This is a genomic window from Rhodococcus sp. 114MFTsu3.1, assembly GCF_000383555.1.
GTDB classification, from domain to species: domain Bacteria; phylum Actinomycetota; class Actinomycetes; order Mycobacteriales; family Mycobacteriaceae; genus Rhodococcoides; species Rhodococcoides fascians_E.
Map to the genome: position 1 here is coordinate 500,844 of NZ_KB911544.1, position 19,766 is coordinate 520,609.

General features: G+C 66.0%; 15 protein-coding genes. 1 reads left to right on the forward strand and 14 read right to left on the reverse strand.

Annotation, left to right across the window (positions count from 1 at the left end; genetic code table 11):
- Positions 1–20: 20 nt before the first annotated feature.
- The gene (locus H292_RS0102435; RefSeq protein WP_167336899.1) at positions 21–2,369 is read right to left on the reverse strand and encodes a Tex family protein; all 2,349 of its coding nucleotides are present in this window, start codon (positions 2,367–2,369) and stop codon (positions 21–23) included.
- Positions 2,370–2,433: 64 nt separating this feature from the next.
- Between H292_RS0102435 and H292_RS0102440 the strand changes: the two genes are divergently transcribed.
- Entirely contained in the window at positions 2,434–3,390 is a 957-nt protein-coding gene (locus H292_RS0102440; RefSeq protein ID WP_231383733.1) for a class A beta-lactamase-related serine hydrolase, read from the forward strand.
- 8 nt (positions 3,391–3,398) lie between these two features.
- Here the strand turns inward: H292_RS0102440 and trmD are convergent, their stop codons facing one another.
- From trmD to smc, 13 genes are all read right to left on the reverse strand, one after another.
- The gene (trmD, locus tag H292_RS0102445) at positions 3,399–4,100 is read right to left on the reverse strand and encodes a tRNA (guanosine(37)-N1)-methyltransferase TrmD (protein WP_020110313.1); all 702 of its coding nucleotides are present in this window, start codon (positions 4,098–4,100) and stop codon (positions 3,399–3,401) included.
- Complete coding sequence (gene rimM, locus H292_RS0102450; RefSeq protein WP_020110314.1) at positions 4,100–4,630, reverse strand: ribosome maturation factor RimM; 531 nt, start codon at positions 4,628–4,630, stop codon at positions 4,100–4,102. Before rimM ends, trmD begins: the two co-directional genes overlap by 1 nt.
- Before the next feature lie 9 nt (positions 4,631–4,639).
- On the reverse strand, positions 4,640–4,882 hold the full coding sequence (locus tag H292_RS0102455; RefSeq protein ID WP_003939023.1) for an RNA-binding protein: 243 nt from the start codon (positions 4,880–4,882) through the stop codon (positions 4,640–4,642).
- Positions 4,879–5,352, reverse strand: coding sequence for a 30S ribosomal protein S16 (gene rpsP / locus H292_RS0102460; RefSeq protein WP_019664263.1), 474 nt, complete (start codon positions 5,350–5,352; stop codon positions 4,879–4,881). The genes H292_RS0102455 and rpsP overlap by 4 nt, the downstream gene beginning before the upstream one ends.
- Positions 5,353–5,522: 170 nt before the next feature.
- Positions 5,523–6,362, reverse strand: a complete 840-nt coding sequence (locus H292_RS0102465) for a CPBP family intramembrane glutamic endopeptidase (protein WP_020110315.1) — start codon at positions 6,360–6,362, stop codon at positions 5,523–5,525.
- Positions 6,359–7,444, reverse strand: coding sequence for an amidohydrolase family protein (locus H292_RS0102470; RefSeq protein ID WP_020110316.1), 1,086 nt, complete (start codon positions 7,442–7,444; stop codon positions 6,359–6,361). Before H292_RS0102470 ends, H292_RS0102465 begins: the two co-directional genes overlap by 4 nt.
- Before the next feature lie 7 nt (positions 7,445–7,451).
- Entirely contained in the window at positions 7,452–9,008 is a 1,557-nt protein-coding gene (ffh, locus tag H292_RS0102475; protein ID WP_026347641.1) for a signal recognition particle protein, read from the reverse strand.
- 122 nt (positions 9,009–9,130) lie between these two features.
- A complete protein-coding gene (locus H292_RS0102480; protein WP_020110317.1) occupies positions 9,131–9,967 on the reverse strand; it encodes a M23 family metallopeptidase in 837 nt (278 codons plus the stop codon).
- Positions 9,968–10,166: 199 nt separating this feature from the next.
- A complete protein-coding gene (locus tag H292_RS0102485) occupies positions 10,167–12,734 on the reverse strand; it encodes a [protein-PII] uridylyltransferase (protein WP_026347642.1) in 2,568 nt (855 codons plus the stop codon).
- Entirely contained in the window at positions 12,724–13,062 is a 339-nt protein-coding gene (locus H292_RS0102490) for a P-II family nitrogen regulator (RefSeq protein ID WP_019664269.1), read from the reverse strand. Before H292_RS0102490 ends, H292_RS0102485 begins: the two co-directional genes overlap by 11 nt.
- 78 nt (positions 13,063–13,140) lie before the next feature.
- A complete protein-coding gene (locus tag H292_RS0102495) occupies positions 13,141–14,400 on the reverse strand; it encodes an ammonium transporter (RefSeq protein WP_170947592.1) in 1,260 nt (419 codons plus the stop codon).
- A 271-nt stretch (positions 14,401–14,671) separates the two neighbouring features.
- A complete protein-coding gene (gene ftsY, locus H292_RS0102500; protein ID WP_020110318.1) occupies positions 14,672–16,051 on the reverse strand; it encodes a signal recognition particle-docking protein FtsY in 1,380 nt (459 codons plus the stop codon).
- Positions 16,052–16,112: 61 nt separating this feature from the next.
- Entirely contained in the window at positions 16,113–19,757 is a 3,645-nt protein-coding gene (gene smc, locus H292_RS0102505) for a chromosome segregation protein SMC (protein ID WP_020110319.1), read from the reverse strand.
- Positions 19,758–19,766 lie beyond the last annotated feature (9 nt).

Genomic DNA, 19,766 nt, shown 5'->3' on the forward strand with positions numbered 1-19,766 from the left:
GGCGTGCCACCCGTCGCATGCTACTTACCGAATCCGGCCTTGCGCAGCGCATCGGCCATCGACCCACCGGCAGGCGCGGCGGCCTGCCGTCCACCGCGGTTCTCCCGCCGGGGCTGCTGACGCCGGTCCTGGCCGTCACCACCGCGTGGAGCGCCCGCGCCGCGGGAACCACCACCGCGGGGACCACCGGTGCTGCGCGGCTTGTCCTTCGCGGACGCACCCGGCTCGTCGTCGAGGCGCAGACTCAGCCCGATGCGCTGGCGCGGAATGTCGACCTCCATGACCTTGACCTTCACGACGTCGCCGCTCTTGACGACTTCCCTGGGGTCCTTGACGAAGTTGTGCGACATCGCGGAGACGTGAACGAGCCCGTCCTGGTGCACACCGACGTCGACGAATGCGCCGAACGCCGCGACGTTGGTGACCACGCCCTCCAGAGTCATCCCGGGCCGAAGATCCGCGACCTTCTCGATTCCGGCCGCGAAAGTGGCCGTCTTGAATTCGGGGCGCGGGTCACGGCCGGGCTTCTCGAGTTCGGTGATGATGTCGCTGACGGTCGGGATTCCGAACCGGTCGTCGGCGAAGGTCCGTGGGTCGAGTCCGCGGAGCAGCGACGTGTTGCCGATGACCTCGCGTACGCCGACTCCTGCCGAATCGACGATCTTGCGCACCACGGGGTATGCCTCGGGGTGGACACTCGAACGGTCGAGCGGATCGTCCCCGCCGGAGATACGGAGGAAGCCCGCGCACTGCTCGAATGCCTTGGGGCCCAGGCGCGCAACATCCTTCAGTTTGGATCGGCTGGCGAACGGACCGTGTTGATCGCGGTGCGCCACGATACTTTCCGCCAAGGACCCGGCGATGCCGGACACACGGGACAACAGCGGCACCGAAGCCGTGTTGACATCCACACCCACCGCGTTCACCGCGTCTTCGACGACGGCACCGAGCGAGCGCGCGAGAAGGGACTCGGAGATGTCGTGCTGATACTGGCCGACACCGATGGATTTGGGATCGATCTTGACCAGCTCGGCCAGCGGATCCTGGAGACGACGCGCGATCGACACCGCACCGCGGATGGACACGTCGAGCTCGGGAAGCTCGCTCGATGCGTAGGCCGAAGCGGAATAGACCGACGCGCCTGCCTCGGACACGACGATCTTGGTCAGACCTGCCGCCGGGTACTTCGCGATCAGCTCCGCCGCCAACGAATCGGTCTCGCGTGACGCAGTGCCGTTGCCGATGGCGATGAGCTGCACGGAATGTTTGGCCGCCAACGCTGCCAGGGTGGCCAGAGCCTGATCCCACTTGCCCTGCGGCTTGTGCGGATAGATCGTGTCGTAGTCCACGACCTTTCCGGTGGAATCCACGACGGCGACCTTGGTTCCGGTGCGGAACCCCGGGTCGAGCCCCATCGTCGCGCGGTTGCCTGCCGGTGCCGCGAGCAACAGGTCCTTCAGGTTGGAGGCGAACACGTCGACGGCGTCCTTCTCCGCGGACTGACGCAGTCGCATGCGAACGTCGATCGCGAGCGTCACCACGAGCTTGGTTCGCCACGCCCACCGGACGGTGTCGAGCAACCAGCGGTCCGCGAGACGACCACGATCCGCGATGCCGAACTTCGCGGCGATTCGACCTTCGTACACCGTCGGGACGCCGGGGGCCTGCTCCTCCTGCTCGGGTTCGAGGCCGAGCGAGAGCACCTCCTCCTTCTCTCCACGCAGTGCAGCGAGAATGCGGTGCGACGGCAGGGTCGTGAACGGCTCGGAGAATTCGAAGTAATCGGCGAACTTCGCGCCCTCGTCTTCTTTGCCCTTGCGCACCGTGGAGGTCAACTGACCACGGGTCCACATGAGTTCACGAAGCTCACCGACGAGATCGGCGTCCTCGGCGAACCGCTCGACCAGAATGGCCCGCGCACCGTCGAGTTGCTCGGTGTCGAACGACGCAGGATCGGTGTCGGGGTTCGTGATGAGTGCGTCGGCGACCGGTTCGTGGCCGGCTTCGCGAGCGATCTGAGCCTTGGTGCGCCGCTTCGGCTTGAACGGCAGGTAGATGTCTTCGACACGGGCTTTGGTCTCGGCGAGCATCAACGACTGTTCGAGCGCCTCGTCCAGCTTTCCCTGCGAGCGAATGGACTCGATGACTGCGTCACGACGCTCGTCGAGCTCACGCAGGTAGCGTAGGCGCTCTTCGAGTTGCCGCAGTTGCGCGTCGTCGAGCATGCCGGTGACTTCCTTGCGGTACCGGGCGATGAACGGGACCGTCGATCCGCCGTCGAGAAGGTCCACCGCTGCGGCGACCTGATCCTCGCGGACGTCGAGTTCCTCGGCTATGCGCTTGTTCACAGTTTTCAGAGCAATCGTCACGGCGCACGACCCTACAGCTAGTGTGGGACATGTTGTTCGACGGACCAGTGTGGGAGAACTCGAGATGTCCAGGCCGATGCAAGTCCTGGCAGTTTCCTGCGCCGCACTCCTCGCCGCGATAACGGTTCTCTTCTCTGGCTGCAGCGTCCCCGAGGACTCGGCCGTCAGCGGCACTCCGAGCACGAGCGAATCACCATTTCCCGATACCGAGGTCGTCGACGACCTCGACCTCGACTCCCGCATCCCCGAAGCACTCCGTTCCTCCGCCGAACGTGGCGCCGACGTGGACTTCGCGTTGTTGGATCGCGTGACCGGAGATTATTTCGCCGCGGGTGACACCGAACAGATCGAGACGGCGTCGGTGTCGAAGCTCTTCATCGCGGACGACGTGCTGAAGGGCGCGGAACTGGCAGGCGTACCGGTCGACGCCGACGACCTGGAGGCGATGACGACGATGCTCGAGTCGTCGGACGACAACGCCGCGAACACCCTCTGGTACAAGTACGGCGCGGGTGACATCGTCACGCGCATCGCGCAGCGATACGAGCTGACCGCAACGGCGCCGCCGTGGGACGGCCAGTGGTGGAACACGACGACGACGGCCGCCGAACTCGTGCGCTACTACTCTGCGGTGCTCGACGGGTCCGGTGGGCTGTCCCCCGCGTCGACCTCGCTCATGATCGGCCTTCTCCGCGAGTCGACTCCCGTGGCCACCGACGGTTATCACCAGCATTTCGGCATCGTGGACGGACTTCCCGGTGAGCCGGTGCACGCCATCAAGCAGGGGTGGATGTGTTGCATCGCGGATCGCTGGCTGCATCTGTCCACCGGCACCGTGGGCGTCGACAACCGATTCGTGGTGGCCTTGATCTCGCGGGAAGAGATCCACTACGAGGACGACATGGATCACTACCCCGATACCGCCGTGGTGGACGTGACCGACGACAGCAGCGCTCAGCATGCGCGTGACACACTCACCGGGTTCGTGACGATGTTGTTCCCGGACGGGAAGGTCGACTGACCGGGCTTTTACAGGTCGGACTGCCCGTCCGAATCGGCGAGCAGGTCCGGTCGTCGTTCCCGCGTCCGGGCAAGGGACTGTTCGCGCCGCCACGCCGCGATTCTGGCGTGGTCACCGGAGAGCAGAACGTCGGGGACGTCGTGCCCTCTCCACGTCACCGGTCGCGTGTAGCTCGGCCCTTCCAACAACCCGTCGGAGAACGAATCCTCCTGATGGGATTGTTGGTTTCCGAGTACGCCCGGCATCAGTCTCACGACGGCTTCGCTCATGACGAGCACGGCGGCTTCACCGCCGATGAGCACGTAATCGCCGATGCTCACTTCCTCGACGCGTACACGCGTCGAGGCTTCGTCGAATACCCGTTGGTCGATACCCTCGTAACGTCCGCACGCGAACACCAGATGCTGTTCCCGAGACCATCTTTCGGCTGTGCGCTGCGTGAACGGCACCCCGGCAGGGGTGGGAACGACCAGAAGAGACTCCGGCGTCAGAACGTCGTCGAGCGCATCACCCCACACCGTGGGCTTCATGACCATTCCCGGTCCACCGCCGTACGGAGAATCGTCGACGGCCTTGTGCACGTCGTGGGTCCAGGCGCGCAGATCGTGCACATCGACGGACACGAGACCCTTGTCGATTGCCTTGCCCAGCAACGCTGTTCGAAGCGGCTCCAGATACTCCGGGAAGATGGTCACCACGGAGAGGCGCATCAGGGCTCCGGATCCAGCAAACCCTCGGGTGGATCGATCACGACACCGTCGGTCAGCGATACGGACGTGACGATCGCCGCGACGAACGGGACCAGAATCTCGGCGCGGGATCCGTCGGCCGGTGAGATCGACAGCAGCTCTCCCGCGGCGGAGTGGAGCACTTCCTTCACCGTCCCGACCTCGGTGCCGTCGACGTGGCGGACCGACAGTCCTTCCAGTTCGTGGTCGTAGAATTCGTCCGGATCGTCGGACGGGGGCAGGTCGTCCGACTCGACGAAGAACAGGGTGCCTCGAAGGGCATCGGCGGCCGCCCGGTCCGCTATGCCCTTCAAGCGCAGCAGAAGCCGCCCGGAGTGTTCCCGGGCGGCTTCCACTGTGTAGGACATCGTGTCGGTTCGGTTACGTGGTGCACGTCCGCGAAGCTCCGAGCCGACGGCGAAGCGGGCATCGGGATCGTCGGTGCGAACCTCGACGACCAGCTCCCCTTTGACGCCGTGCGACTTCGCCACACGACCGACTACGAGTTCCATCGTCGGTTCTTATTGATCGGTGTCGACGACGTCGACGCGGATTCCGCGTCCGCCGATACCGGAGACGAGCGTGCGCAGCGCGGTGGCCGTGCGGCCGCCGCGTCCGATCACCTTGCCGAGATCGTCGGGATGCACGTGCACCTCGACGGTGCGCCCGCGGCGTCCGGTGATCAGCTCGACGCGTACGTCGTCAGGATTGGCGACGATGCCGCGAACGAGATGTTCGACGGCATCGGCGACAACTGCACTCACTTCTCAGCAGCCTCGGCGGCCGGCGCGTCTGCCGTCTCGGTGGCAGCGGCGTCGTCGGCCTTTGCAGCGTCGTCGGCCTTGGGGGCCTTCTTCTTCTTTGCCGTGGTTGCGTCACCGAGCGGCTCGGCGTCGGCCTGAGCGAGTGCTGCGTTGAACAGGTCCAGCTTGGACGGCTTGGGCTCTGCGACGCGCAGGGTGCCCTCGGCGCCGGGGAGGCCCTTGAACTTCTGCCAGTCACCGGTGATCTTCAGCAGAGCCTCGACGGGCTCGGTCGGCAGAGCACCGACGCCCAGCCAGTACTGTGCGCGCTCGGAGTCGATGTCGATGATGCTGGGGTCCTGCTTGGGCTCGTACTTGCCGATGGTCTCGATCGCACGGCCGTTGCGGCGGGTGCGAGAGTCGGCGATGACGACGCGGTAGTGCGGGGTGCGGATCTTGCCGATACGCATGAGCTTGATCTTGACAGCCATGAAGGTGAAGCCTCTTTCGTTGTGGTCACGGCGCAATTCAGCGGTGCGCACGGACTGCGCACCCGGTTTTGCGTTGATGGGGGTGTTGTGACCGCCGTACGGTACGTAACCGGTGACGGGCGAACAGCGTCTTATTGTGCCAGACGCACCCCGATGTCGGTTAATCGGTGTCAAGCGACGAGCAGAATCGCCAGCGCAGGGAGCGCATTGTTGGTCGAGTGGGCGATCGTCGACGACATCACCGAGCCGGATCTCATGCGTGCGATACCGATGGCCAGGCCTCCCCACACGAGAATCACGAGCCGCCATCCCTCCCGGTGCCAGAGCGCGAACGCAACAGCGGTGACGACGAGAATCACCCACTTGTTTCCCAGCCACGCACCCCGCATCGGGGGTACACGCCGTTCGAGAGCGCCCCAGGCCATGCCGCGAAACATCACCTCCTCACAGAACGGTGCACCGAGCCAGATCCACAGAGCCAGAACGATTTTCCACGTCGGCGACAACACCCCGAGCCCGGCGAGGGGCACCTGGTCCCCCAGGTCCGTCTGCGACAGTACGACCAAGGCCAGCACGATCGCGCCCGCCAACGCTGCAAGACCCCAGATCAGACCCGTTCTGAGTTGGTTGCCGAACTCCGTCGCGGAGGTGGGAAGGCCGAAGTCGACGACGGGCCCGTTGCCGCGCCTCCAGCTGATCGCGAGCGACAACGTCAGGGCAGCCAGGCTCGGAAGCATGATCGCCAACACGTAGACGCCCGGCACGTCGGTGTCGAACACCAGGGGCGCGAGAAGGAAGCCCGCGAGGTTGACGAGCAGTACCGTCGACGCCGCCGGGATTCCCCACCGACCACGCGGCCGTCGGCGCGCGGCGGCCTCCTCGGCTCGCCAGTACGAGGCAGAACCGGAACTGTCGTGGTGCACCGCATTCATCGGTGCCATCCCCGTCCAGCTGGGCTCGCCGGACCGGTCGGGGCCGGTGCGCGGGTCGGGTCCGTAGGGTGATGTCACGCTGGGCGCTTGGTCGGAATTCCGCGCAATACGATCACGTCGGGCGAGGACAGTACATCCGGCCCGGTTCGTGGGTCCTCGGAGTACACGAGCAGATCGGCCGGCGCCCCGTGCTCGAGACCGGCTTGGCCGAGCCAGGTCCGCGCGTTCCAACTGGCAGCGCCGAGTGCGTCGGTGGGAGACATCCCGATACGGGTGAGTGCATGGACCTCGTCGGCGATCCGGCCGTGCCGAATCGATCCGCCTGCGTCGGTGCCCGCGAAGATGGGCACACCCGCGTCGTGCGCGCGACCCACCGTGTCCGCGACGCGTGAATGCAGGTCGCGCATGTGGCGTGCGTACACCGGATACTTCGTCGCGGAATCGGCGATCGACGGGAAGGTCTCGATGTTGACGAGTGTCGGTACCAGTGCGGTCCCGTGCTCGACCATCATGTCCACGGTCTCGTCGGTCAGCCCGGTACCGTGCTCGATGCAGTCGATGCCCGCACCGATCAACCCGGGCAGCGCATCCTCACCGAACACGTGCGCGGTGACGCGTGCACCCTCCTCGTGGGCGGCGTCGATCGCTGCCTTCAAGATCTGTTCGTCCCACAGCGGGCGCAGATCCCCGACACTGCGGTCGATCCAGTCCCCCACGAGCTTGACCCAACCGTCCCCGAATCGGGCTTGCTGACGGACGGCGTCGGGTAACTGCGATTCGTCCTCGATGTCCACCGCCAGACCGGGGATGTACCGCTTCGGCGACGCTATGTGCCGTCCCGCCCGAATGATTCGCGGCAGGTCCTCGTAGTCGTCGAGGACACGCGTGTCCACCGGTGATCCGGCGTCGCGCAACAGCAGAGCCCCCACGTCACGTTCGGTGCGGGCCTGCTCGATCGACCCCGCCAGATCCTCGTGGCCGCCGCCGTACTTGATGCCGACGTGGCAGTGCGCGTCGACCAGCCCGGGAAGGATCCAACCGTCGTCCGCAAGCGTGTCGGCTCCCGCGACGGGCTCCGACGACACCGCGCCGTCGACTATCCAGATCTCGACGAGGCTCTCGGACGGAAGTGCCCGTCCTCGTACCCGATACGCGGCCACGGCCGATCTACTTCTTCGGCAGCTTCAGCTGTGACAGGTCGATGCCTTCGAGTCCCGGAGGAAGCTGGTCGAGCCCTTTGGGCATGGACGACAGGTCCGGCATGCCCGCAGGCATACCTCCGGGCATGCCCGGGAAGCCGCCGCGGATCTTGGGCTGAGTCGGCCCCCGACCGCCCTTCTTGCCTTTCTTGCCCTTCTTGTTCCTGACCTGCTTGCGCGCGCCCGGCATGCCCATCCGGCCTGCCATGGCGGACATCATCTTTCGAGCTTCGAAGAAACGATCGACGAGTTGGTTGACGTCGGAGACCTTCACGCCCGAGCCGTTGGCGATACGCAGACGACGTGACGCGTTGATGATCTTGGGGTCGGTGCGCTCCTGCGGCGTCATGCCGCGAATGATCGCCTGCACTCGATCCAACTGCTTCTCGTCGACGTTGGCCAGTTCTTTCATCTGGCCGGCGCCGGGCAGCATGCCCAGGAGATTGCCGATGGGGCCCATCTTGCGAACGGCCATCATCTGTTCGAGGAAGTCGTCGAGCGTGAGCTGGCCGGAGCCGATCTTGTTGGCCGTGGCCTCGGCCTGCTCGGCGTCGAAATGCTGCTCGGCCTGCTCGATCAGGCTGAGTACGTCACCCATACCGAGGATGCGGCTGGCCATGCGGTCGGGGTGGAAGACGTCGAAGTCCTCGAGCTTCTCACCGGTCGACGCGAACATGATGGGCTCGCCGGTCACCTCGCGGACGCTCAGTGCCGCGCCGCCGCGTGCGTCGCCGTCGAGCTTGGTCAGTACGACACCGGTGAATCCGACGCCGTCCCGGAAGGCCTGCGCGGTGCTGACCGCGTCCTGGCCGACCATCGCGTCGAGGACGAACAGTGTTTCGTCCGGCTGAACCGCGTCGCGAATACCCGCGGCCTGGTTCATCAGGTCGGTGTCGATACCTAGGCGGCCTGCGGTGTCGACGATGACGATGTCGAATTGTTTGGCGCGAGCCTCGGCGACGCCTGCGCGTGCGACCTCGACGGGATCGGCTGCCGAGATGCCGAGCGCGTTCTCCCCGCCGCCGATGGACGTTCCCGGGTGCGGCGCGAACACTGTTGCGCCTGCTCGTTCACCGACGATCTGCAGCTGGCTGACTGCGCCCGGGCGCTGGAGGTCGCACGCGACGAGCAAGGGTGTGTGCCCCTGGTCCTTCAGCCACCTGGCCAGCTTGCCCGCCAGCGTGGTCTTACCCGATCCCTGAAGACCGGCGAGCATGATCACCGTCGGCGGGGTCTTCGCGAACTGCAGGCGGCGGGTCTCGCCTCCGAGGATCCCGACGAGTTCCTCGTTGACGATCTTGACGACCTGCTGCGCAGGGTTGAGAGCACCCGAGACCTCCGCGCCCTTGGCGCGCGTCTTGATGCGGGTGATGAACTCGCGGACGACGGGCAGAGCCACGTCGGCCTCGAGCAACGCGAGCCGGATCTCACGGGCCGTGGCGTCGATGTCGGCACCGGAGAGCCGCCCCTTGCCCCGCAGGTCCTTGAGGGTTCCGGTCAACCTGTCGGAAAGGGATTCGAACACCGATTGCACTCCTGAGCCGATAGCGAGTATTAGCCGACAGCGGGTCGAGCCTGCCGCCCCGCCACGTACGTCGCACCCAGCCTAGCGCCCGCGGCGGTGAGGCGTGGACAGCGCGTGCTCGGTCAAGCGTTGCGCGCGGTGTCGTTCCACGTGACGGACACTCCCCGCGTGGCCAGCCAGACGGACGGATCGGTCTTGATCCCGGATGCGTCGTGCACCTCGAAGTGAAGGTGCGGGCCGGTGGACTGGCCGCGATTTCCGACCGTCGCGATCTGCTGACCTGCGGCGACCTGCTGCCCTTCGGCGACCTCGTAGGTGTCCACGTGGCCGTAGACCGTCTCGGTCCCGTCGGCGTGCAGCACTTTGACCCACAGACCGAAACCGGACGCAGGTCCCGCGGCCGTCACCACTCCGTCGGCGGCTGCGAGTACCGGCGTGCCGATCGGGGCAGCGATGTCGATCCCGCCGTGGTGCGTACCCCAGCGCTGACCGAACGTGGAGGTCAACACTCCGGACACCGGCTGCACTGCTTTGTCCTTGAGAGGTGCAAGCCCCTGCAGCAGATCCTGCGCCGCGGCACCGACATCGGGAAGACCCAGTGCGGGCAGATCAGAGGTGTCCGGGATCTCGACACCCGGCGGCAACTGGAAGCCCTCCGGAATCAGGTTCTCCGGCAATTGAACTCCGGCGGGCAACTCGAAGCCCGCGGGAAGCAGATTCTGCGGAATCCCGAAGGCTTGACTCGCCGCGGGGGCGTCGGGCAGCGGAGCCGGAGCCGCCGTGGCGGTCCCGGTTCCCAGTTGCGCCGCACCGGCGACGATCGCACCTGTTGCGGCGACGATGGTCGCCGTCTTGATTCCCGAATCCTTCGAATCGTCCTGAGCTCTGTGACGCCCGCGTGGTGTCGTCGAATCTGTCGTGGTCGGAACATAAATGTTCGACCGCCGGTGGGCTCCCACAGTCAGTACCTCATCAGTCGTCGGCGAGGCATGGAAAAACGCCCCGAGCAGGGCTGTTTCGCATGCATTGCGCTCTCGTTCACAAGTTGTTCCTGTGGCGAGAAACGTAACAAAACGATCTCGCCCGCAGACACCGTAACCGAATCTTTATGAAAACTCACAAGCGCAGTCGGAACGGCGCGTCGATCGGTACGCCGGGTCAGGTTCCTTCCGGCTTTTCCGGAGGTTTCGGTGGTTCCGGAGCGGGGACCACCGCGAGCAGCGCTCGCTCGATGTCCTCCCTCGTCGCCCGCGTGTCGGTTCCCGACAGATCGATGCAGAACGCATCGACGACGGACGTACCGAGCGTGGCCACCCGCGCCCATCTCACGTCCGCGCCCAGCTTCTCCAACGCAGTCGCAAGACGGCACAGCAGCCCGAGCCTGTCCTCGGCTCTGAGCTCGAGCACCACCTGCCCCGAGTCCGACCCGTCGAACCACAGCACCCGCGGAGGCGCTTGCGCGTACACGACAGGAACTGCCGAGTCGTCCTCCGGCTCGGTCGACTCCCCGGCCCGATCGTCCAGCGGAATCGGCTGAGCGTCCCGTTCCTTGGCATCGAGCAACGCGATCAGGTCCAGTTCACCCGCCTGGGCACGAATGATCTCCTGACGCAGCAGCCCAGCTTGAGGCGGCGTCCCGAACAGCGGCGCGACGGCGAACGAATTGACCGCCGAACCGTCGTGACTGCCCAGCGACGCCGACAGCACGCGCAACGAGTGCAGCGCGAGCACACCGGCAGCGTCGGACAGCAGACCCGGTGTGTCCGGAGCGACGACGGTTACGACATAGGTGTGCATACCGTCGGTCGGCTGCAGATCGACGTGTACGCCGCCCTTCTCCGCCAGAGCGATGTGCGCGGGATCGAGCGGGTCGGGCGTCGGCAGGCTTTCGCCCGCCATCACCATGCGGCATCGGCGCACGAGTTCCCGGATCAACGACGCCTTCCAGTCACCCCATACTCCGGGCCCGGTCGCGAGGGAATCGGCTTCGGCGAGTGCATGCAGCAGTTCCAGCAGAACCGTGTCCGCACCGAGAGTGTTCACGACGGTCTCCACCGTCGCCGGGTCGTCGAGGTCGCGGCGGGTCGCGGTCTCCGGAAGGAGAAGGTGATAGCGAACCATTGCACTGAGCAATGCGACGTCCGACGGCCACAGTCCCAGCCTGTTTCCGATCTGCGTGGCGAGTTCCGCGCCGACCACACTGTGGTCTCCCCCGCGTCCCTTTCCGATGTCGTGGATCAAAGCGCCGAGCACCAGAAGATCCGGGCGAGCCACCCGTGTCGTCAGAGCACTTGCGTACGCGGCGGTTTCGACGAGGTGCCGATCCACCGTCCAGGTGTGCACGGCGTCGCGGGGCGGAAGATCCCGCACCGCACCCCATTCGGGAATCAACCGACCCCACAACCCTGTTCGGTCAAGCGCTTCGATCGCGGCAATGGCGCGACGTCCGGAACCGAGCAGAACGAGCAAGTCGTTGAACGCTTCCTTCGGCCACGGCTCGCGCAGTTCGGGTGCGCTGTCGGACAATCGATTGAGCGTCGACGCCGACATCGGCATCCCCGTCTGCGCCGACGCGGCGGCCACTCGCGTGATCAGTCCGGGATCCTTCCCCGGACGTGCATCGCGCGCGAGCACCACTTCGCCTGCATGCTCGACGACTCCCTCGTCCAGCGGGCGACGGACCGGTGCGCGGCGCAGCCGCGAGAGCCCGCGTCGTGGAAGGGAGTTCCCCGCAGTACGCAAACCCACGTCCACGGAATAGCTGATGGTTCGGGCCGAGTCGCTGAGAACGCGCGCGAGATCGAATCGATCGCCGATACGCAACGCGGCACCGATCTCGTCGGCGTCCTGTGCCCGCAGTTGATCGCGCGCTCGACCGGCGACACGGTGAAGTTCGGTGCGGACATCGAGAAGTCGACCGTGCGCGAAGGCCAGTCCGCCGCCGGGAGACGACGGGCCGAGACCGGGCATACCGTCGGTCAGTTGCGCGATGGCGAGGGCGTCGAGGAGCTGGACGTCGCGGAGCCCGCCCCGGCCACTCTTGAGATCAGGTTCGGCGCGGTGGGCGATTTCACCGCTTCTGGACCACCGCGAGGAGGTCTGGGTGATGAGTTCGTCGAAGCGCGACCGTATTCCGGTACGCCACTCCCTACGTACCCCGCCGATCAGCAAATTGCTCAGTTCCACGTCACCGGCGATGTGACGAGCTTCGAGCATCCCGAGCGCCGCGGTCATGTCCGTCGCGGCGACCTGCAGTGCCTGCGGCACCGTCCGCACGCTGTGGTCGAGCTTGATGTGCGCGTCCCACAGCGGATACCAGAGTTTGTCGGCGACCTCGGCGACGATCTCGGGGCTCATGTCGTCGTGCAGCAGAATCAGGTCGAGATCGGAGTACGGAAGCAGTTCGCGCCGCGCGAGGCCACCGACAGCCACGATCGCGAATCCCGAATCGGGTTTGATTCCCAGCTCGGATCCCTTGGTGGTGAGCCAGAACTCGTGTAGATCGACGAGGGCTTGCCGCAGCGAGGGCGCGTCGAGTCGACGGTTGCGTGCCCCGCCGTCGAGCAGCTGTTTCCTGGCGCGCGCGAGGTCGGCGGCCGCGCCGGACCTGTCGTTCGACGCCGAGCCCTTCGGTGTGGAGCCCTTCGAGACCGACGGCCCCGATCCCCCGGCGTGAGCCGAGGAATCGAGGCCGCCTGTCCGAGACCCGTGTGGGTCAGAGCGCATCGGCGCCACGTTCTCCGGTACGCACTCGGATGACCGAGTCGACCGGCGAGACCCATACCTTGCCGTCGCCGATCTTGCCGGTGCGAGCGGCTTCGACGATGACCTCGACGACCTTCTCGACCGCCGCGTCGTCGACGACGACCTCGACGCGCACCTTCGGAACGAAGTCCACGGAGTACTCGGCGCCGCGGTAGACCTCGGTGTGGCCCTTCTGGCGCCCGTATCCCTGAACTTCACTGACCGTCATGCCAAGCACGCCGGCCTGTTCGAGGCCCGTCTTGACGTCCTCCAGCGTGAACGGTTTGACGATTGCCGTGATCAGCTTCATTGTTCTGCTTCCCTTCACAAGCTCTTGATGTGCCCGGTTGCATGCGGAGCGAGAGTTCTCGCTCTTATCTCTACCTTGTCAGGCGAAGTCGTACGCGGTCTCGGCGTGTTCTGCCTCGTCGATTCCGTTGGCTTCTTCCTCGTCGGACACACGCCACCCGAGCGGCTTGAGAGCAAAGGCGATGACCGCGGTGACGATGGCGGTGAAGATGAGTGCGAACAGCGCGATCACGATCTGCACGACGAGCTGCTTGTAGTCACCACCGTAGAACAGGCCGGTCTCGGAACCGAGGAAGCCGATCGCGATGGTGCCCCAGAGGCCGGCGACGAGGTGCACGCCGACGACGTCGAGCGAGTCGTCGTAACCGAACTTGAACTTCAGGCCGACAGCAAGTGCGGAGAGGACACCTGCGATGACGCCGAGGATCATCGAGCCGACAGGCGTGAGTGCTCCCGCGGCGGGGGTGATGGCCACGAGGCCTGCGACGATGCCCGACGCGGCACCGAGGCTGGTGGCGTGTCCGTCGCGGATGCGCTCGGTGATGAGCCAGCCTGCGATGGCGGCCGCGGTGGCGGCAGTGGTGTTGACCCAGGCGAGTCCGGCTGCGCCGTCGGCAGCGAAGGCGGAACCGGCGTTGAAGCCGAACCAACCGAACCACAGGAGTGCCGCACCGAGCATGACGAACGGGAGGTTGTGCGGCCGGAAGGCGATCTTGCCGAAGCCGATGCGCTTGCCGATGATGAGGGCCAGGACGAGGCCTGCGATGCCGGCGTTGATGTGAACGACCGTGCCTCCGGCGAAGTCGATCGGCGCGACCGAGGCGACCAGTCCGCCTTCTCCGTCGTCGGTGGTGCCGAAGATCTTCGCGGCGAGCCCGTCCTCGGAGCCCGAGAGCAGTCCGCCACCCCACACCATGTGTGCGAGCGGGAAGTACGCGAGGGTGACCCAGATACCTGCGAATGCGAGCCACGTTCCGTACTTGACGCGGCCTGCGATGGAGCCGGAGATCAGGGCGACGGTGATGATCGCGAAGGTGACCTGGAATGCAACATCGATGATGTTGGCGTATCCCCACGCTCCGGCGATGAAGTTACCGTCGGCGTCGGTGATGGAATCCTTGAGACCGAAGAACTCGAAGGGGTTGGCGAACAGGCCGCCGATGTCCTCGGTTCCGTACGACATCGACCATCCCCACAGGAAGTAGATGATCGCGACGACGGTCATCGACCCGAACGACATCATCATCATGTTCAGGACGGATTTCTGCTGCGACATTCCGCCGTAGAAGAACGCCAGGCCCGGCGTCATCAGCAGCACCAGTGATGCTGCGATCAGCATCCAAGCGGCGTTGCCGGAGTTGGCCAATACATCCTCGGGACTCACGTACACCCTCCATTTCTCCTGCGCTACCGGTCGGTGCGCCGTCAAGAACAAAGAGTGGTTTTAAGAAGTTTCATCGATGACACTCTGGTGTTTCGCTCATGTGAACGCATGGGCGAAATCTGTTGCCAATACGTTTCGTCCAGGCCATTCGTATTTTTCGCAATCCCGCGCTCACCCGATTTCGGACGGCGTGAGCCCTCACGCGGTCCGAAATCAGGGAACGGAATCAGCCGAGCAACGCGTCGACGAATGCCTCCGGCTCGAAGGGCGCGAGATCGTCCGCACCCTCGCCGAGACCGACGAGTTTCACGGGCACACCGAGCTCACGTTGCACCTGGAAGACGATGCCGCCCTTCGCCGTACCGTCGAGCTTGGTGAGCGCGACGCCGGTGATGTTCACCACTTCTGCGAACACCCGGGCCTGGGTCAACCCGTTCTGGCCGACGGTGGCGTCGAGCACGAGGAGCACGTCGTCGACCCGCGCGCGCTTCTCGATCACACGCTTCACCTTGCCGAGCTCGTCCATCAACCCGGACTTGGTGTGCAACCGACCCGCCGTGTCGACCACGACGACGTCCACGCCCTGCTCGATACCCTTGGTCACGGCATCGAACGCGACTGCGGCCGGATCAGCGCCTTCCTTGCCCCGCACGACGTCGGCACCGACTCGCTCGGCCCAAGTCTGCAATTGGTCCGCAGCAGCAGCACGGAACGTGTCCGCCGCGCCGAGCAGAACTCGACGGCCGTCCGCCACCAGCACGCGCGCAAGCTTGCCCGTGGTGGTCGTCTTTCCGGTGCCGTTCACTCCGACCACCAACAGAACCGCAGGAGTTCCTTCGTGTGGCAGGGCCTTGATCGAGCGATCGAGCTCGGGGCGCAGCTGAGACACCAGAATCTCCTTCAGCAGCGCCCGCGCGTCGGCCTCGGTTCTGATGCTCCTCGCTGCCATCTGCTGCCGCAGTGCCGTCATGATTTCCTGCGTCGTGGTCGATCCGAGGTCCGCGATCAGCAGCGTGTCCTCGACCTCTTCCCACGAGTCCTCGTCCAGGTCTCCACCGCCGAGCAGGCCCAACAGGCTCTTGCCCACGGCGGATTGCGACCGTGACAACCGGCCGCGAAGTCGATCGAGCCGCCCGTCGGTGGGCGCGATGTCGTCGAGGACTCGGCCGGCCGGCTCGGGCTCCGGTGTCGGCTGGGGCTCCGGTGCCGGCTCGGGCTCCGGTGCCGGCTCGGGCTCCGGTGCCGGCTCGGGCTCCGGTGTCGGCTGGGTCTCCGGTGCCGGCTCAGGCTCGGGAGTCGGCTCAGGCTCGGGAGTCGGCTCCGGCGTCGGCAGTGGCTCGGGTGACGGCTCGACGACTGGTTCGGGCCTGACGACGGGCTCGGGTCTGACGACGGGCTCGGGCTCGGCGGTTGCGGTGCCCTGGCTGAAGGAGAATCCACCGCCCGCCTTGTACCCACCGGAACGGTCTTTCTGCTCCTCGATCGTCGGGGTGTCGGACGACTTCAACGAGACACGGCGCCGACGGGACAGCACCAGCCCGGTGACGAGTGCGACGACAAGGACGGCCAGAACGGCCGCGAGGATGATCCACGCTTGGCTACTCACGTGTCCATCTTGTCAGGGCGGCGGGCTCTTCGAGTGCGCGGGCGTGCGCTGCGCCACTCCGTCAGGAGGTGGGCGCGGCCGCTGTTTCCTCGTCCGGCGCGGTCACGCTGCCGATCGTCTCCACACGGTCGCGGTTGAGCCGCTGCGAAATGACGGTCGTGATGCCGTCGCCCCGCATCGACACTCCGTAGAGAGCGTCGGCCACCTCCATCGTCGGCTTCTGGTGGGTGATCACGATCAGCTGAGACTTCTCCCGCAGTTGTTCGAACAAGCCGATCAAGCGCCGAAGGTTGGTGTCGTCGAGTGCGGCCTCCACCTCGTCCATGACGTAGAACGGGGACGGTCGGGCGCGGAAGATCGCCACCAGCATGGCCACGGCAGTCAGGGACTTCTCGCCACCCGAGAGCAGCGACAACCTCTTGACCTTCTTGCCAGGCGGACGTGCCTCGACCTCGATTCCGGTCGTGAGCATGTCTCCGGGCTCGGTCAGGATCAAACGTCCCTCGCCTCCCGGAAACAGCTTTGCAAAGACCTGCGTGAACTCCCGCTCGACGTCGAGCCAGGCATCGGTGAAGACCTGCAGGATGCGCTCGTCGACGTCCGCGACGACGTCCAGCAGATCCTTCCGAGCCGATTTCACGTCCTCCAACTGGGTGGACAGGAAGTTGTAGCGCTCCTCCAGTGCGGCGAACTCCTCCAGTGCGAGGGGGTTCACCTTGCCGAGAGTCGCCAGGTCACGTTCGGCTCGCTTCGCTCGCTTCTCCTGAGTGAGGCGGTCGAACGGCATCGGGGCCGGTGCGACCACTTGCTCACCGCGGTCCTTCGCGGCTTCGTACTCGGACATCTCCAGCTCGGTCGGCGCGAGCGCGACATCGGGTCCGTACTCGGCGACCAGATCGTCCAGGCCGATTCCGTGCTGCTCGAGAATCGTCGACTCCAGCTGTTCGATGCGAAGCGCCGCCTGCGCACGCGCCACCTCGTCACGGTGAACGGCGTCCGTGATGGACGCCAACTGGCCCTGCAGTGCACGGACCTGTTCTTTGACGCGTTCGAGTTCTGCCGTGGTGTTGGCGCGCTGTTCGGCCAGTTCGTCCCGGCGGGCTGCGGCGGCTGAGACGACATCGGCGAGTCGGGTCGCCACCCGCTCCCCTGCCGTGGCAACCGATTCCGCGACGGCAGCGGCGTGACGTCGAGCGATCATCTCCCGTTCCGCACGGGCCCGAGTCTCGCGCTCGGCCCGCGCCGCGCGACGCAAGGAATCGGCCTTTCCGCGTAGTGACTGAGCTCGTTCCTCGGCGGTGCGTACGTTCAGCCGTGCCTCCACCTCGACCGATCGCACCTCGGCCAGCGCTGCAGCTGCTGCCTCGCGCGCGTAGGTGGAGTCCTCCGAGTCGGGAGCGTCGGACGATTCCGACTGCTCGTCCTCGGCAAGACGGAGACGTTCCTCGAGCTCGGCGAGTGCCTGCACCGCGTCCTCGCGACCGCTCTCGGCCTTGGCTCGCTGATCGGACAACCGCGCGGACTCCGCGTGCGCCGATCTCGCCAGCTGGCCCAACCGGCCGAGTTGTTCGTAGACCGCGGACATCGCCGCGTCGGATTCGTTCAACGCCGCCAGTGCCTGCTCGGCGGACTCACGCCGATCGGACTGCTCTGCCAGTGCACCCGACAGCGCTGCTTCCAGTTCGGCGGATCGACGTTCCGCTGCGGCGAGTTCGACGGTCGACGTGTCGATCGCTGCCTGCACTTCCAGCGTGCTCGGTCTGCGGTCGGATCCGCCCGACACCCAGCCGGAGTCGATGTAATCGCCCGCAGTGGTCACGGCGCGGACACCGGACACGGTGCCCATGACCGACTGCGCGTCGTCGAACGACGAGACGATCACGACGTCCCCGAGCAGCGACTGCATGGCCGACGCCAGCGGCTCGGGGTAGTCGACCACGTCCAGTGCCCACCGCGCACCGTCGGGCAGGACCCCCGGCTTCGGGCGCTCGGCCGAACCCGATTCGAAGACCAGCACGGCGCGACCGCCGTCGGCTTCGTGCAATGCACGGACCGCGTCGCGAGCGACCTCGTACGAGTCGGCGAACACTGCGTCGGCGGCGGGCCCCATCGCCACGGCGACGGCCACGTCGAACCCGTCTTCGACGGTGATGCGCTCGGCCAGTAGCCCTGCAACGCCGGCCTGGCCGCGAGAGGTGAGCCAGCCCGCGCCGTCCTTGCGCTCGAGCCCCATGGTCAGAGCTTCGATGCGAGCCTGGTACGACGCCACTTTCTTGCCTGCGACACGGTCCTCGTTCTGCAATTCCGTGACACGAGCGTCTGCGCTGCGCAGCGCGGCGACGGCGCGCTCGTAGTGCGTGTCGAGGCTCAGCTCACTCGCGTCGAGACCGGAGATCTGGTCCTGGACGCTTTCGAATTCTTCCTGTGCCCGGTCACCTCGTTCGCGTGCCTCGTCGATCGCGACGGAGAGCCGGGCGACTTCGGCGTCGATGGATTCCGCCTTCGTTCGGAAAGTGTCGACCTGGCCCGACAACCGCGCGAACCCCTCACGACGGTCGGCGACGGCACGAACGGCCGCCATGTGTGCTCGTTCGGCCTCCGCGGCGGCGGACTCGCGCTCGGCCAGTTGATCGCGTGCCACTTCGAGATTTTCACGAGCGATCTCGACGGCCTCGACGAGCTCGAGCTCCTCCTCCGCCACGCGGTCGGCCTGTTGCTCGAGTTCGTCGGGATCCTGACCGCGGCCTCCTGACGGAGCCGAGTCGAGATGGCGGGCGCGCTCCTTCGCGATCCTGATGGTCGCGTTGACGCGCTCGGACAGCGCAGACAGCTGAAACCAGGTCTGCCCGGCAGCCTCGGCGCTCGGCGTGAGTCTCGCTACCGACTGTTCCAGTTCACCGAGCGCGACGTTGCCTGCTTCCAGGGTGTCCTGGACGGCTGCGTACTGTTCCCGCGCGGCGGCTTCGTCCTGCGTCTGGTTGGCGAATTCCTCACGGCGGGCGACCAGATCGTCCGCCGCGAGCCGCAGCCGCGCGTCGCGCAGGTCGGCTTGCACGGTCTGGGCTCGTCGGGCGACCTCGGCTTGTCTGCCGAGCGGTTTGAGCTGACGCCGCAGCTCGGCCGTCAGGTCCGTCAACCGCGCGAGGTTGGCCTGCATGGCATCGAGTTTGCGTACGGCCTTTTCCTTGCGCTTTCGATGCTTGAGGACACCAGCGGCTTCCTCGATGAACGCACGTCGGTCCTCGGGACGCGATTCCAGGATCGCCGCCAGACGACCCTGTCCGACGATGACGTGCATTTCACGTCCGATACCCGAGTCGCTCAGCAGCTCCTGTACGTCCATGAGGCGGCACGAGTTGCCGTTGATCTCGTACTCACCGGCACCGTCGCGGAACATGCGCCGCGTGATGGAGACCTCGGTGTAGTCGATGGGAAGTGCGCCGTCGGAATTGTCGATGGTCAACGTCACCTCGGCACGACCGAGCGGTGCGCGCCCGGATGTGCCGGCGAAGATGACGTCTTCCATCTTTCCGCCGCGTAGTGCTTTGGCGCCCTGCTCGCCCATGACCCAGGTCAACGCGTCGACGACGTTGGACTTACCCGACCCGTTGGGTCCGACCACGCAGGTGATTCCCGGTTCGAATCGAAGAGTCGTCGCCGAAGCGAAGGACTTGAAGCCCTTCAGCGTCAGACTCTTGAGATGCATGGCGTTTGA

Coding starts and splice junctions, on each gene's coding strand:
- trmD (WP_020110313.1), bottom strand. CDS start 4,100: ATGCGCCTCTCCGTGGTGACCATCTTCCCGGAGTATCTGGAGCCGCTT.
- H292_RS0102490 (WP_019664269.1), bottom strand. CDS start 13,062: ATGAAGCTGATCACGGCAATCGTCAAACCGTTCACGCTGGAGGACGTC.
- rpsP (WP_019664263.1), bottom strand. CDS start 5,352: ATGGCTGTCAAGATCAAGCTCATGCGTATCGGCAAGATCCGCACCCCG.
- H292_RS0102440 (WP_231383733.1), top strand. CDS start 2,434: ATGTCCAGGCCGATGCAAGTCCTGGCAGTTTCCTGCGCCGCACTCCTC.
- H292_RS0102485 (WP_026347642.1), bottom strand. CDS start 12,734: ATGCGCTCTGACCCACACGGGTCTCGGACAGGCGGCCTCGATTCCTCG.
- H292_RS0102495 (WP_170947592.1), bottom strand. CDS start 14,400: ATGCTGATCGCAGCATCACTGGTGCTGCTGATGACGCCGGGCCTGGCG.
- smc (WP_020110319.1), bottom strand. CDS start 19,757: ATGCATCTCAAGAGTCTGACGCTGAAGGGCTTCAAGTCCTTCGCTTCG.
- rimM (WP_020110314.1), bottom strand. CDS start 4,630: ATGGAACTCGTAGTCGGTCGTGTGGCGAAGTCGCACGGCGTCAAAGGG.